Origin of the sequence: Shewanella sp. BF02_Schw, from assembly GCF_014596695.2 — a bacterium.
Classification (GTDB): domain Bacteria; phylum Pseudomonadota; class Gammaproteobacteria; order Enterobacterales; family Shewanellaceae; genus Shewanella.
The window spans coordinates 179,498-193,187 of the sequence record NZ_JABKAW020000001.1 but is presented as its reverse complement, the minus strand read 5'-3'; the positions used below and the strand labels follow the sequence as shown (position 1 = coordinate 193,187).

Sequence of the window (13,690 nt, the reverse complement as noted above, 5' to 3'; positions counted from 1 at the left end):
CCTGAACGGCCCAGATTAAGCTTCAACAGGATTAACTATTCGCTTTGTTGCCGACGCGTTCTAATCCCCACACCAAACCAATCCCCACCAGCAGACACACTATGGCAATGATAATTTGTGATGATTCGCCAGTGATTTGCTCAAACTGAAACGGAGATAAATTTTGCTCAACCAAAGGCACTAATTCACCCTTAGAATTCTCGCGCCAACTGATCACTTGTTTCCATGGCCAAATTTTACCTAGCGTCCCGAGCATTAATCCCGTTAAAAATAATAACGTCGTGTCATGGAATTTACGTAACAAGGCCGATAACACATGACTAAAACTTAATAATCCAACCACAGCACCAATCGCAAAACAGGCTAAATAAACAATATCAAAGCCTTTAGCTGCCGCTAATACCGCTGGATACATCCCTAAAAGCAACAAAATAAAGCTGCCTGAAATCCCAGGTAATATCATGGCGCAAATAGCAATAGCACCACAAAAGAAGAAATTAAGGTAACTCACCTGCATTTCAATAGGATGTAACACTGTAATAGCCCACGCAAAGGCGACACCGACAATGAACATGGCAATCCGCATAGCAGTGAATTTGTTCACTTGCTTAAGCATATGAACCACTGAAAATAAAATTAATCCAAAAAAGAACGACCACACAGGAATGGGGTGAGTGACCAATAGCCAAGAAATCAATTTAGCTAAGGTAAAAATACTGGTGAGGATCCCACCAAATACACACACGAGAAAAGGACCGTTAATGTGTAAAAAGGCGGCTTTAATGCCTTTTTGTTTGATAATGCCCACTAACGACCAGTTTATTTTGCGAATGCCATCCAATAATGGGTCTAAAATACCGGTAATAAACGCAATAGTGCCACCCGACACGCCCGGCACAACATCTGCAGCGCCCATGGCCATACCTTTGAAATAATTCAATAACAGTGAGTCAGTTTTCAAAATTCATCCTTAATGTGTCTAATCACGTAAATTATACCTGTGCCCTTTGCAATGAGCGATGGAAAATATTCAACGGGGCTTTTCCGCAGGTTACAACAATGTTAATCTCGTCCGACCAGATAACGATTAGAGTTCATTTATGATCCCAACTAAACCCAATAAAGTCATGTCGCTATATAAGAAAGTCACTGCTTATCCATTTGGTAAACAGATTTTTTCTAAAATGGTGTCTCGAATGGCGCCCTATTTTGGCACAGTACACCCTTACATAAGTGATTTACGCGTTAACCGCTGCGAATGTTTAATCAAAAAGCGCAAGAAAGTCCAAAATCATATTGGAACCGTGCATGTGATTGCCATTTGTAATGGTCTGGAAATGGCCATGGGTACGATGGCAGAAGCATCTATCCCGGCTCATTTACGCTGGATCCCTAAAGGCATGAGCGTTGATTACACCGCAAAAGCGGGCAGCGACATTTTATGTGTGGCAGAGGTAAAACCAGAACAATGGCAAGTGGGTGATATGTTAGTCGACGTAAAAGCCTATGACACTAACGGTGTTGTGGTGGTCCAAGGGCATATTAAGCTATGGATTTCAGAAAAACCTCAAAAATAACTAAGTAATTTAATCACCTTTATTCACTTTTGCTAGGGAAGCATAATGTTAAAAAATGGTCTGGCGCAAGCTAACACAAATCATCTCGGTAAAATCATTCCTGTCGCAGTTTTACTGCTAATGCTGATCAGTTTATATGGTAGCTGGTATACCATTGATCAGGGCGAACGTGGGGTATTACTGCGTAACGGTAAAATTATTGATACTGCAGAACCCGGTCTTGGATTTAAAATTCCACTGATGGATACCGTGGTTAAAATATCAACCCAAACTCACACCGCAAACTACCAAGGTTTACAGGCGTATAGCCGCGATCAACAACCAGCCACCTTACGCGCATCTGTCACATTTAGCATACCGCCAGATCGTGTTGAAGAAGTATATGCTAATTTCAAAAGTATCGACTTAATGGTGTCACGCTTACTCGACCGCCAAGTGCCAACCCAAATTGAGAATATTTTTGGTAAGTATACGGCTATTTCTGCGGTCCAAGAACGTATCAAGTTTGGTATTGATGTGACTGACGCCATTACTAAATCAATTAAAGGCCCGGTGACCATTAATTCGGTACAGATTGAAAATATCGACTTTAGCAACGCATACGAGAAATCAGTAGAAGACAGAATGCGTGCAGAAGTAGAAGTACAAACCCAATTACAGAATCTTGAAAAAGAGCGTGTTAGTGCCCAAATTGCTGTCACTCAAGCACAAGCGGAAGCGGACTCACAATTGGCACGAGCAATTGCCGAAGCTGAAAGTATCCGTATTAAAGGTAATGCAGAAGCATCAGCCATTAAAATTCGTGCTGAAGCGCTAGCGCAAAATCAAAATTTAGTTGAATTGACTAAAGCGGAACGTTGGGATGGGCGCTTACCAACAACTATGCTACCTACAGGTACGATCCCGTTCCTTGAAGTACAAACAACCAAATAAGCCTGCCGACTTACTTCACAAAATACTTAACAAACCAAGCGTGCGGCATTAAGCTAATCGCTTGGTTTTTTTATAATCGTTCCCCTTCCCTAAACGCATTATCTAGTTGCATTACCGTATTTGGCTGGTAATCTCTAACAGCGCCTCTTTAATGAATAAAGAGGGTTTATAAACAGCTAAAAGTAAAAGGAATTAAGCGATTAACACTGCAACGAACATGGATGAGCATAGCGCTCCAATCAAACAAGCACGTTTGGCTAATCTTGACGCTATCAGAGGGCTTGGCGTATTAGGTATTTTCTTCCTTAATATCTATTTTATGGGCAATAGTTTTTTCGGTTACGCTCCTCATGAGGTTCAACCCACCAGCGACATTATCCTACTCATTTTTAGCAATTTCTTTTTAGAAGGTCGTTTCTTTAGCCTATTTGCGATGATTTTTGGGGTGGGAATGCTAATCCAATACCAACGCCAGCAAATGAGAATGGAGACAGCCACCACTACTCAGCAGAATAAACGCATAAAAAGCCGTCTGTATTGGTTAATTGCCTTTGGCGTAATACACGCTATTTTCATCTTTCCTGGCGATATATTATTGTCTTATGGTGTCAGTGGATTATTGGCTTTTCGCTACATTAGCCTCAATGCCGATGAACTAATCCGTAAAGCTAAATGGTTTATCTTTTTATCATTTATACCCATCGCACTTATTTCGCTCATGCCAGACGATCAAGTTTATTCACGAGATTCAGCTTTCTTCATCGAGCAACTTGCTGCTTGGACCGGTAGCTACCAACAACAACTGACCCTGCACCTAACCATGTTTGCGTACATGCTGGCGGTTATTCCATTAACGTTAATGTGGTATATCACCGGCTTAATGCTTTTAGGGATGGCGTTATATAAACGCAATATCTTTGTTGATGGATTGGATAATAAAACCCTGTGGCAATGTGTATTTTGGGCCATCACATTAGCATCATTAGACTCGATATTAAGTCTAAGTGGCAATCAGATGTTGGAGTCGATGTCTGATCTTTTATTGTGGTTCAGCGCTATTGCGACAGCTTTGATTTATATCCACATTATTGTTAAATTCTGCCAAAATACGCCACATAGACTGAAACTACTGCAAAACGTCGGGCGGATGGCGTTTAGTTTGTACATTCTCCAGTCAATAGTCGGTATTTTACTGTTACGTTATATCGCACCAGACTGGCTGTACTCACTAGACAGGATAGGTTACGTCTCAATTGCGATTATCTACAGTGTATTTCAACTGTTGTTAGCGGATGTCTATTTACGAAAATTCAATCAAGGCCCATTAGAAAAGCTTTGGCGTGTGTTAGTCTCCCGCACAAGCTAATGAAAAATATACATTTAAAAGAAGAATCTATGCAACTACCATTGTGTGCAATGCTGATTGGTCTCATCAGTATGACGAAATCAATATGATAAAGTTAATCTCACAGAGCAGGCACTAAAATGAATAAGTTTGCTTGGTTGATGTTGCTGCTCATTGGCGCTATTTTTGCCACTATTCAGCCCTGGTTAGCTGGGGTATATGGCCTAATTAATCTGGTCACTTATAGTTTGTATTATCGTGATAAATCTGCCGCTAAACAGGGGCAATGGCGCATAAAAGAAAGCACCTTACAGTTTTTTTCTTTAATTGGCGGCTGGCCAGCAGCGCTACTCGGCCAGTATCACTTACGTCATAAAACCCAAAAATCGTCTTTTAAACGGATATTGTGGTGTTGCATCATACTCAACTCAGTTGGAGTCAGCTTATTGTGTTATCAGCTGTGGCATCCGTTATTAGACGCATACCGTTAAGCTGTTGGTTCAATTGTCGCTTCAATCGTGTTGATGAGTATTAGCTCAGCAATTTTTACGCTAAACTAGCCACACTATCTACCCAACAATTCGAGATCAATTATGCGTATGATTTTGGCCGTGCTGGTCATTGCGGGCGTTATTTTTTATTTTTTCACTCAATCTAACAATTCTAAAGCCGCTAAAGAAAATATTGAGAAAGGTAAGATTTTTTTAGCTGAAAATGCCAAACGCGAAGGCGTCAGCCAAACCTTATCTGGCTTACAATATGAAGTACTCGTTAAAAGCGAGAATACTGAACACCCTAGCGCAAAAAGTAAGGTTACCGTGCATTATCACGGCACACTCATTGACGGTAGCGTATTCGACAGCTCTGTTGATCGCGGCGAAACAATCAGCTTTGGTTTAAATCAAGTGATAGCCGGTTGGACCGAAGGTGTACAACTCATGAGTATTGGCGACAAATTCCGTTTTTATATTCCAAGCCAATTGGCTTACGGCAATCGCTCAACAGGTAAAATTGAAGGTGGTTCAGTACTGATTTTTGATGTTGAGTTATTTGAAATCAACTAATTGTCTGTTCCGTAGATGAAAGCCTCCTTCGGGAGGCTTTTGCATTTTCTGAGTTACTAAGTACTTTATTAATTTTAAACTGTTGTTGACAGTTCTAACCAACAGGTTAAACATAACAATAATAACCCGATATTTTTCAACTATCGCCCAGTAAAGGATTACACATTGGCTATCCCTAGAGTCTTTATCAGTTCCACTTGTTACGACTTAAAACATATCAGAGAAAACCTGAAATACTTTGTTAAAACCATAGGTTACGAGCCAGTACTTTCTGACGATGGTGATGTTTACTACGGTGTAGATACACATACACATGACGCTTGCCTGAGTGAAGTTGCTACTTGCCAATTGTTCATCTTGATCATTGGCGGGCGATACGGTGGTGAACATAAAGACAAAGAAGGGTCTATTACTAATAATGAGTATCGAGAAGCTGTCAAAAATAAGATTCCTATTTTTGCGTTAGTTGAGAATGCAGTTTATTCAGACCATCATACTTATCTTTCAAACAAGAAAAGTAATCCTGATTTTTTTGAGCAAATAACATATCCAAGTATCGACAACATTAAGATTTTTAGCTTCATTGATGAAGTAAGAAAAAACATTATTAACAATGCCTTAGTTTCATTTAACAACTTTGCAGATATGGAAAGCTATCTAAAGAAGCAATGGGCAGGAATGATGTATGACTTGTTAGCTGAAAGAACAAGAAATGACCATGCAAAGATAACCAATAGATTGATAGATGACCTCACTATTGCATCAAAAAAATCTGAAGAGTTAATCAAGATACTACTTCGTTCAACCGATGCTGAGCATGCAGAGGAAAAAATCAGTGAAGTTGAATTAAAAGCCAAAGCAGAAAGCTTTTTAGGGTGGATGTATGAATATTTTGGGACCAGCGAGTTCATAATGATTAATGCAACCGTGCTTCCAAATATCCAAGATTACGATAAATGGTATGAATATTTAGAAGCCACTACGGCATTTAATATTGATGTTTTCGAAGAACAAAATGGGCTCGCAGCTTACCTACATTCTCACAATGCAACTAAAGCAAAACTGTTATGGGAAATTTATAAAGACATGAAAAAAAATGTTATTCATACAGGTATTCAAGAAGCATTCGAAGCTCTGAAGGAAGTGGATGAAACAACTCAAAAAAACATTCTTGAACAACTTTTCACAATACTATGAATAAAAAAATTAATTAGTATAAACAGTATTATACACTAAAACTGTAGTTGTTATTACAACGGCACACTCATTGACGGTAGCGTATTCGACAGCTCGGTTGATCGCGGCGAAACAATCAGCTTTGGTTTAAATCAAGTGATAGCCGGTTGGACCGAAGGTGTACAACTCATGAGTATTGGCGATAAATTCCGTTTTTATATTCCAAGCCAATTGGCTTACGGCAATCGCTCAACCGGTAAAATTGAAGGTGGTTCAGTATTGATTTTTGATGTTGAGTTATTTGAAATTAACTAAAAATTAAATAATAGATGACATAGTTTTCACACTAAGAACTACACCAAAAACCCAAAGCCTCCATAGCGGAGGCTTTTTGCTATTGCTTGACTCATACCACTTAGCTAATTTTTCTTAATCCTCCAGTTCCCCGAAAACAACTTAATAAAAACTCATAAATCTGCAGCTTCAAGGATTCTCCGTCCGAAGTGTCCGAAATAGCGTGATAAAAATGCCGTAGTGACATCATGGATGATGACACAGACTCAGGGGTACATGGATGTACCATCTGAGCCGTTAGGCGATTTTTGTTATGCTATGAGGATCAACACTTTGTCGGAGCTGCTGGGGTGATCCAAGAGGGGAAAGCAGTGTTTCCCTTCTTGGTCGGGTGTGGGCGAAGCGCCACGACGTTAAGCTGACTATATTTGTCAGTGATAATTAAAAAAATATCATGCTAGATAAAACGGATCATCAATCGACTTCGCAGGCGCTGTAAACCATTTAGGCCCTTGCGCTGTCATGTAAAAATGGTCTTCATGACGGATCCCAAATTCCCCAGGTACACATAACATTGGCTCGTTGCTAAAACACATGCCCACTGCCAGCGGGGTAACATCATTACGCACCAAATATGGCCATTCATGAATATCTAAACCGATACCATGACCAGTACGATGAGGTAAACCTGGCACGTTGTAATCTGGACCAAAGCCTGCGGCTTCTAACACGACACGAGCAGCTGCATCCACGTCACTACACAGAGTCCCTAACGTAGCAGCATCAAAAGCAGCAATTTGTGCATCTTGCTCAAGTTGCCATAATTGACGCTGACGAGCATTAGGCTCACCAAATACATAAGTGCGAGTAATATCAGAGTTATAGCCTTGTAACTGGCAACCGGTGTCAATCAATACCGTGTCATTTTTCTCAAGCGCTTTAGGTGATTTAACCCCATGCGGATAAGCGGTATCTTCACCAAATAGCACGATGCAAAAATACGAACCTTTGGCTGCGCCCACGGCATAGTGAGCTTGGTTAATAAAGTCTTCCACTTCTGCAGTGGTGATGCCCTCACGTAAGATACTGGCGGTGGCTTTATGCACTTCAAGGGTCATGTCTTTAGCGCGTTGCATTAAGGCAATTTCAGCAACCGACTTAATCATCCGACACCCTGCCGTTACTGTTGTCGCACTTACAAATCGATGCTGAGGAGCTGCTTGGGCAATGCCATCGCTAATAAAAAAGGCGGTTGATTCATCAATACCGATTTTTGCTTGGTTCAAGCCGATGTTATCCAGCACGTCGGCAAATAACTGATATGGGCTTTCATCTTCATGCCACGTATTTACTTGACCTTTTATGGTCATATAACCCTGTAACGTGTCGAGTTCAAATGCAGGTGCAATATACTGAACCTCACCCACAGCGGGGATAATAGCACCCACCATACGTTCGCTAGAAAACCAACGAGTACCCGTAAAATAGTACAAATTAGTACCAGCATTCACATAGATTGCTTCTAAACCATGTTGCGCCATCAATCGTTGTGCATGTTGAATTCGTTGATTAAATTCATCATCACTTATCGCTGCTACACCGTGAGTCATATTCGTGAGTGTGGCTAATGCTTGTTGCGGGCTAACGCCGCCGACACCGATTGTCATAGGTTTTCCTTTGGTTATTTTTATTGTTATTTATTTAGAGTCTGTGGAAATCAAATCATCTTACCTTGTTTAAATATACAAGATAATCAATATCAACAAGGATACCGTCTGTATCGCTTTGTTACCATTGTATACAATATAAGTTTACAATTTTAATCAGTCTGCTCCACATTATGTCAGCGACTTCACTTGCCAGTTTGCCGTCACGCTTGCGATAATCGCAGTTCATTCTACAGAGCTGAGTTCATCAGTCGCCTCCAACGGAGAAACCATGTCCAATATTATTGCTACGCGTCTTAACGCCATTCGCCAACAGCTTGAAGTAAACCAAATAGATGCATTCATCATTCCTCGAGCTGACGAATATTTAGGTGAGTATGTCCCTGCTCGTAATGAACGTTTACATTGGGCCACTGGTTTTACGGGTTCTGCTGGCATGGCAATCGTGTTAAAAGACCGCGCAGCAATATTTACCGACGGCCGTTACACAGTGCAAGTACGCCAACAAGTAGACGGTAACTTATTTGAATATTTAAGCCTGTATGACGACCCGCAAATTGACTGGTTAATTGATACATTAGCTGCAGGCGCTAACGTCGGCATCGACAGTCGCTTACATACCCTTGCTTGGTATCAACAAACCAAAGCGCAATTTGATAAAGCCCAAATCAATTTAGTTGAAGTAGATAGCAACCCGATTGATGTGAGTTGGTTAGACCGCCCTGCACCGTCAGCATCCACCATGACGTTATTTAGCCACCAAGGTGCAGGACGTAATAGCGTCGACAAACGTCAACAAATTGGTCAGCTGGTTAACAAGCAAGGCGCCGATGTTGCCCTTGTTGCCGCATTAGATTCATGTTGTTGGTTACTGAATATCCGTGGTAATGACGTTCCACGCTTCCCCGTCATACTTGGCTGCGGATTATTATCTAGTAATGGCGATATGACATTTTTTACCGATTTAGCTAAAGTGCCGCAAAATATTGAACAACACGTAGGTGCTGGGGTGAGCTTTAAAGATGAAGCAGAACTGGCAACCGTATTAGCGCAAATGAATGGCGTTAAGCTATTGGCCGACCCTCATTCTGCCAACGCCTATTCGCAATTACTGGCACAAAAAGGCGGTGCTAAACTGATTGTGGGTACCGACCCGGTTGCATTACCTAAAGCACAAAAAAATAACGCCGAATTAGCTGGTATACGAGCGTGTCATATTCGTGATGGTGTTGCCGTCAGCCGCTTTTTAGCCTGGTTAGACAGCCAAGTTGAACAGAACATTATGCACGATGAAGCACAACTTGCTGACAAATTAGAGAGCTTTAGATTGCAAGACTCGCTGTATCGCGAGCCAAGCTTTGACACTATTTCAGCCACTGGTGCCAATGCCGCTATGTGCCATTACAACCATAATAATGGCACCCCAAGCACCATGACCATGAACAGTATTTACTTGGTCGATTCTGGCGCTCAGTACATAGACGGCACCACCGACGTCACCCGCACCATCGCCATTGGCAAGGTGACAGACGAGCAGAGAAAAATGGTCACGCTGGTATTAAAAGGCCACATAGCCCTTGATACAGCCCGCTTCCCTAAAGGCACCTCTGGTGTGCAACTCGATGCATTTGCTCGTCAGTATTTATGGCAGCATGGTTTTGATTATGACCACGGAACGGGCCATGGTGTCGGTCACTTTCTAAGTGTTCACGAAGGCCCGCAGCGCATTGGTAAAAACGTCAATGGCGTGGCATTACTACCAGGAATGGTATTGTCGAATGAGCCTGGTTATTACCGCGCCGATGGTTTTGGTATTCGCATCGAAAACCTAGTCACAGTGCAACATTGCCAAGCATTGGCAGGTGCAGAGCGTGAAATGTATGAGTTTGATGTATTAACCCATATTCCAATGGATGCACGCTTAATCGATAAGTCATTGTTAACTGATTTTGAAGTGAACTGGTTTAATCAATATCAGCAAAAAGTTCGTCAAACCTTAGCGCCATTAATGCAAGGTGACGAGTTAGCATGGCTCAATAAAGTGACTGTCGCGATTTAAGCGCCATCCAGTTCAACATAACGCGTAAGCACTGAATATAGGGCTTTGGAGCAATAACATGTCCAAAGCCCTTTGAATTAAAGCACCATCAAGTGCAAACTAAAGCGCCAGTGAATCTACCGACTCACAGCAAACATTATAATTCCTAAAAAATGGTATTAATTGCCATGCCAAGACGGTAATCAGTTATTAGTGTTGAATACTCAAAGGCAGTGATTACAACAGCGAGTGACTTTTATGGTGAGATATACGAGCAATCTGTTTTTTGGGTACGTTTTTTACCCACATAGCAAAAAAATGTTAGCCGCTTCCTATTTCCCCATTGTCGATTGTTGTAAACTCCGCGCCAACAAAGGCTGTGTTGGTAAGAGTAAATTTTACCAGACATGTGTATAACAAATTTGTTTACCACAATACTCGCAGGTCACTAACGCTATATGCGCCAAGTGGATCTCTCACCTAAGTCGTTCTCGTTTGGGGCTCTACCTGCCATAGCCGTGTCGCCAATGAATAACCATTGGTTAACTGATAATTTAAGAGATCAAAAGGTATCATCACTATGAAGTCTGAACAGACTCTCTCTAATTCTGCTGCTGTTTCTGATTCGTTTTTGGATCGCTATTTCAATATTTCTGCCCGTGGAAGTACCTTAAAACGTGAAGTCATTGCTGGCTTAACGACGTTTTTGGCTATGGTTTATTCGGTGATTGTGGTGCCAAACATGTTGGGCACTGCGGGGTTTGATCCTGCGGCGGTATTTATCGCTACCTGTTTAATTGCCGCGTTTGGTTCGTTGCTCATGGGATTATGGGCTAATTTGCCGATGGCCATCGGTTGCGCAATTTCACTCACTGCATTTACTGCATTTAGCATGGTGCTAGGCCAGGGAATATCGATTCCTGTCACCCTTGGCGCTATTTTCCTAATGGGTATCGTATTTACACTTGTAAGTGTCACCGGTATTCGTCAATGGGTACTCACTAACTTGCCAACCGGTATCGCTCACGGTACAGGTATTGGTATTGGTTTGTTTTTACTGCTTATCGCGACCAATAGCGTGAAATTGATTGTATCAAACGATGCCGGTTTACCCGTAAAGCTTGGTGATATTAATAGTTTACCGGTTATAGCAACAATAATTGGTCTTGCTATGACAATTGGGCTTGAGCGCCGAGGCACGCCGGGTGGCATATTGCTGGTCATCGTCGGGCTATCGATCTTTGGGTTAATATTTGATCCTAGCGTAACTTATCAAGGCCTATTTGCTTTGCCTGATTTGATGTCTGAAACGTCGCTTATTGGCCAGCTCGATATTATGGGCGCACTGAATCCAGTGGTACTGCCTATTGTGTTGGCATTAGTGATGACCGCTATCTTCGATGCAACAGGCACAATTAGAGCGGTTGCAGGACAAGCGGAACTTCTCGATGATAAAGACAATATTGTTGGTGGTGGAAAAGCACTGACATCAGACTCTGTCAGCAGTATTTTTGCTGGCGTAGTCGGCGGCGCTCCAGCCGCTGTTTATATTGAGTCCGCAGCGGGAACTGCAGCAGGTGGCAAAACCGGCCTGACCGCGACCATCGTCGGCTTACTATTTTTGATAATGATGTTTTTAGCGCCGTTAAGCTTTTTAGTACCTGTTTATGCGACAGCTCCAGCGCTAATGTATGTTGGATTACTGATGCTAAGTAACGTCACCAAGCTTAATTTTGACGATAAAGTGGATGCAATGGCAGGCTTAACCTGCGCGGTATTTATTATTTTAAGCTGTAATATCGTTACTGGGATTATGCTTGGGTTTGTTACCTTGGTTATTGGCCGCATATGCAGTGGCGAGTGGCGTAAACTGCGACTTGGGGTTATCTTAATCACTCTCGGTTTAGTCGCCTTTTACATGGGTGGCTGGGCGATTTAACCCAATTGTAAATTCAATATTAAGGCCAGCCGTCGAGGCTGGCCTTTTTGTTATTGACGGAAATATTATCGAATATCAAACCAGCCTTTAGCTCCTGCAATAACGGCATATATAGAACCAAACAAAACCTCAAAAAGGCAATAGGTCACTTTAGCCCGTTGGCGTTAGTCAGTTATGGTTTGAAAAGTCTCTTTGAAGTGGTCAATATGCATGGTGAGCTCCCGGAAAAAGGGAGTATAAGATCATAGCTAAATGTTAACGTCAGATCGTCCATTAAATTGATTGAAAAACATTCACGATCTCGCCCTGGTTTCTTCATAGTTGAATTTCAGCATACATTCCCGTATTTGAGACAGAGAATATTAGAAAATAATGGTGTTACTTAAGCGTATGACATTGAACCTATTAGAACAACATATTCCCAAATTGAGTAAGCAGAAAAAATGATATTAAATGGTAAATTTAGAGCTTAAGTATTCACTAGTCCTGAATATAATGAATTGTAGTTCATCCCCCTCTAAATACACCCTAATGGATAATTTATTTAAATACATTCATCTGATATTCTGCTGGAATTATATAATAAAAATAATATATTAAAAATTTTGCTATATGCTAAATAATTTCACGCCAGAATAAATACTTATTTTTAGACGACTCATTGTTAAAGGAATGTTTATGAAAAAAATGCCCAATTGGGATATCTTGAAAAAAAACTACCCAGCATTTCCAGCCCCTGCTGTTTTTAAGCAGATTGGAGGTAAAGTTGAACTGAATTTTGATATTGGTGTGTTTGGAAATGCATGTGCAACGAGAGTATCTAAAGCTCTTAACGGTTCAGGAGGCTTACATAAAATCCCTTTTTACAAAGCCGTTGGTCCCAACGGAAAACTTGAGGGACAAGTGTCCTCTGGCAGAAATAAAGACTGGTACATTTTTAGAGTAAAAATATTAAAAAAATATTTAACTGAAAACTATGGTGCACCAGAATCCTTCACACCAGAGGAATATGAAAATAATATTAAAAACCGCAAGGGTATAATTATTTATGAAGTAAATGGATGGTCTGATGCGACCGGACATGCAGATCTTTGGGATGGATCAAACTGCGTTTACCAAGGTTATGGCGATGTATCACACAAAATTCATTTTTGGGAAGCATCTAATGATTAAATATAAATTAGCATCACTCTTTATTTGTAGTGCATTAATTTTGTTTGGGTGTTCTGAAGTAAAAAAAAATAAATATCATTCTGATGACTTACTCGATTTCGCTGAGTCTAATTGTATGTTTTGGTATTTTAAATCAAAAGACTATGATTTATCTGACATCAAAAAAATAACTTCTGGCATTGTAGAATTAAGTCATTATTCGGCTGAAAAATTCGAACAAACAGCAATATTAGTCAAAGAATACGCCCCTGACGTATCAAGTAAAGAAAATACAGATATTGAGCTTTTGAAGTGTTTTATCCTTAAAAAAGATCAACAATTCCTAAATAAGCTTAATGGTATAAGAAAATTATAGTGTTAAAATAAACACCTGCGATGACACTCTTAATCTGAGTGACATCGTGGTTTAAATTCACTAGAATAACGTTCAATAACCTTCAATAACGTTTTCTGCACCACCACAGCTCTCCCAGCGATGCTTTTA

At 40.9% G+C, this 13,690-nt stretch carries 12 protein-coding genes and 2 pseudogenes; 11 read left to right on the top strand and 3 right to left on the bottom strand.

The genetic code is table 11. From position 1 onward, the window contains the following. Positions 1-31: 31 nt before the first annotated feature. The gene (locus tag HNW13_RS01025; protein WP_101088862.1) at positions 32-922 is read right to left on the bottom strand and encodes a DUF368 domain-containing protein; all 891 of its coding nucleotides are present in this window, start codon (positions 920-922) and stop codon (positions 32-34) included. Positions 923-1,100: 178 nt separating this feature from the next. Here HNW13_RS01025 and HNW13_RS01020 point away from each other — a divergent pair, with 178 nt between their 5' ends. The 7 genes and pseudogenes from HNW13_RS01020 to HNW13_RS00990 all read left to right on the top strand — a co-directional run. Further along, complete coding sequence (locus HNW13_RS01020) at positions 1,101-1,577, top strand: hotdog fold domain-containing protein (protein WP_101088780.1); 477 nt, start codon at positions 1,101-1,103, stop codon at positions 1,575-1,577. Positions 1,578-1,622: 45 nt separating this feature from the next. Next, positions 1,623-2,510, top strand: coding sequence for an SPFH domain-containing protein (locus HNW13_RS01015; protein ID WP_101088779.1), 888 nt, complete (start codon positions 1,623-1,625; stop codon positions 2,508-2,510). A 217-nt stretch (positions 2,511-2,727) separates the two neighbouring features. Further along, positions 2,728-3,876: a DUF418 domain-containing protein gene (locus HNW13_RS01010; protein ID WP_192114360.1), complete on the top strand. Its 1,149-nt coding sequence runs from the start codon at positions 2,728-2,730 to the stop codon at positions 3,874-3,876. Positions 3,877-3,995: 119 nt separating this feature from the next. Then, a complete protein-coding gene (locus HNW13_RS01005; RefSeq protein WP_192114359.1) occupies positions 3,996-4,346 on the top strand; it encodes a DUF1294 domain-containing protein in 351 nt (116 codons plus the stop codon). Between the two features lie 102 nt (positions 4,347-4,448). Beyond that, positions 4,449-4,919, top strand: a complete 471-nt coding sequence (locus HNW13_RS01000; RefSeq protein ID WP_192114358.1) for an FKBP-type peptidyl-prolyl cis-trans isomerase — start codon at positions 4,449-4,451, stop codon at positions 4,917-4,919. A gap of 165 nt (positions 4,920-5,084) precedes the next feature. After that, entirely contained in the window at positions 5,085-6,116 is a 1,032-nt protein-coding gene (locus tag HNW13_RS00995; RefSeq protein WP_192114357.1) for a DUF4062 domain-containing protein, read from the top strand. 51 nt (positions 6,117-6,167) lie between these two features. Then, positions 6,168-6,410, top strand: a pseudogene (locus tag HNW13_RS00990) (FKBP-type peptidyl-prolyl cis-trans isomerase); the annotation flags it as partial. A gap of 431 nt (positions 6,411-6,841) precedes the next feature. On the opposite strand, the gene HNW13_RS00985 reads toward HNW13_RS00990, so the two are convergent. Then, complete coding sequence (locus tag HNW13_RS00985) at positions 6,842-8,056, bottom strand: Xaa-Pro peptidase family protein (RefSeq protein ID WP_192114356.1); 1,215 nt, start codon at positions 8,054-8,056, stop codon at positions 6,842-6,844. Between the two features lie 271 nt (positions 8,057-8,327). On the opposite strand from HNW13_RS00985, the gene HNW13_RS00980 reads away from it, so the two are divergent. Together HNW13_RS00980 and HNW13_RS00975 are read left to right on the top strand one after the other, a co-directional pair. Beyond that, a complete protein-coding gene (locus tag HNW13_RS00980; RefSeq protein ID WP_192114355.1) occupies positions 8,328-10,115 on the top strand; it encodes an aminopeptidase P family protein in 1,788 nt (595 codons plus the stop codon). 559 nt (positions 10,116-10,674) lie between these two features. Next, positions 10,675-12,033, top strand: coding sequence for an NCS2 family permease (locus HNW13_RS00975; protein WP_192114354.1), 1,359 nt, complete (start codon positions 10,675-10,677; stop codon positions 12,031-12,033). Positions 12,034-12,101: 68 nt separating this feature from the next. On the opposite strand, the pseudogene HNW13_RS00970 reads toward HNW13_RS00975, so the two are convergent. Beyond that, a pseudogene (locus HNW13_RS00970) lies at positions 12,102-12,245 on the bottom strand (transposase family protein); the annotation flags it as partial. A gap of 466 nt (positions 12,246-12,711) precedes the next feature. On the opposite strand from HNW13_RS00970, the gene HNW13_RS00965 reads away from it, so the two are divergent. Beyond that, a complete protein-coding gene (locus HNW13_RS00965) occupies positions 12,712-13,206 on the top strand; it encodes a type VI secretion system amidase effector protein Tae4 (RefSeq protein ID WP_182744178.1) in 495 nt (164 codons plus the stop codon). Then, a complete protein-coding gene (locus HNW13_RS00960; protein WP_182744177.1) occupies positions 13,199-13,561 on the top strand; it encodes a hypothetical protein in 363 nt (120 codons plus the stop codon). Before HNW13_RS00965 ends, HNW13_RS00960 begins: the two co-directional genes overlap by 8 nt. Positions 13,562-13,690 lie beyond the last annotated feature (129 nt).

Bases quoted from the DNA above. Each gene is read 5' to 3' on its own strand.
- HNW13_RS01025 (WP_101088862.1), bottom strand. From the start codon at position 922: ATGGCCATGGGCGCTGCAGATGTTGTGCCGGGCGTGTCGGGTGGCACT.
- HNW13_RS01020 (WP_101088780.1), top strand. From the start codon at position 1,101: ATGATCCCAACTAAACCCAATAAAGTCATGTCGCTATATAAGAAAGTC.
- HNW13_RS01015 (WP_101088779.1), top strand. From the start codon at position 1,623: ATGTTAAAAAATGGTCTGGCGCAAGCTAACACAAATCATCTCGGTAAA.
- HNW13_RS01010 (WP_192114360.1), top strand. From the start codon at position 2,728: ATGGATGAGCATAGCGCTCCAATCAAACAAGCACGTTTGGCTAATCTT.
- HNW13_RS01005 (WP_192114359.1), top strand. From the start codon at position 3,996: ATGAATAAGTTTGCTTGGTTGATGTTGCTGCTCATTGGCGCTATTTTT.
- HNW13_RS01000 (WP_192114358.1), top strand. From the start codon at position 4,449: ATGCGTATGATTTTGGCCGTGCTGGTCATTGCGGGCGTTATTTTTTAT.
- HNW13_RS00985 (WP_192114356.1), bottom strand. From the start codon at position 8,056: ATGACAATCGGTGTCGGCGGCGTTAGCCCGCAACAAGCATTAGCCACA.
- HNW13_RS00980 (WP_192114355.1), top strand. From the start codon at position 8,328: ATGTCCAATATTATTGCTACGCGTCTTAACGCCATTCGCCAACAGCTT.
- HNW13_RS00975 (WP_192114354.1), top strand. From the start codon at position 10,675: ATGAAGTCTGAACAGACTCTCTCTAATTCTGCTGCTGTTTCTGATTCG.
- HNW13_RS00965 (WP_182744178.1), top strand. From the start codon at position 12,712: ATGAAAAAAATGCCCAATTGGGATATCTTGAAAAAAAACTACCCAGCA.
- HNW13_RS00960 (WP_182744177.1), top strand. From the start codon at position 13,199: ATGATTAAATATAAATTAGCATCACTCTTTATTTGTAGTGCATTAATT.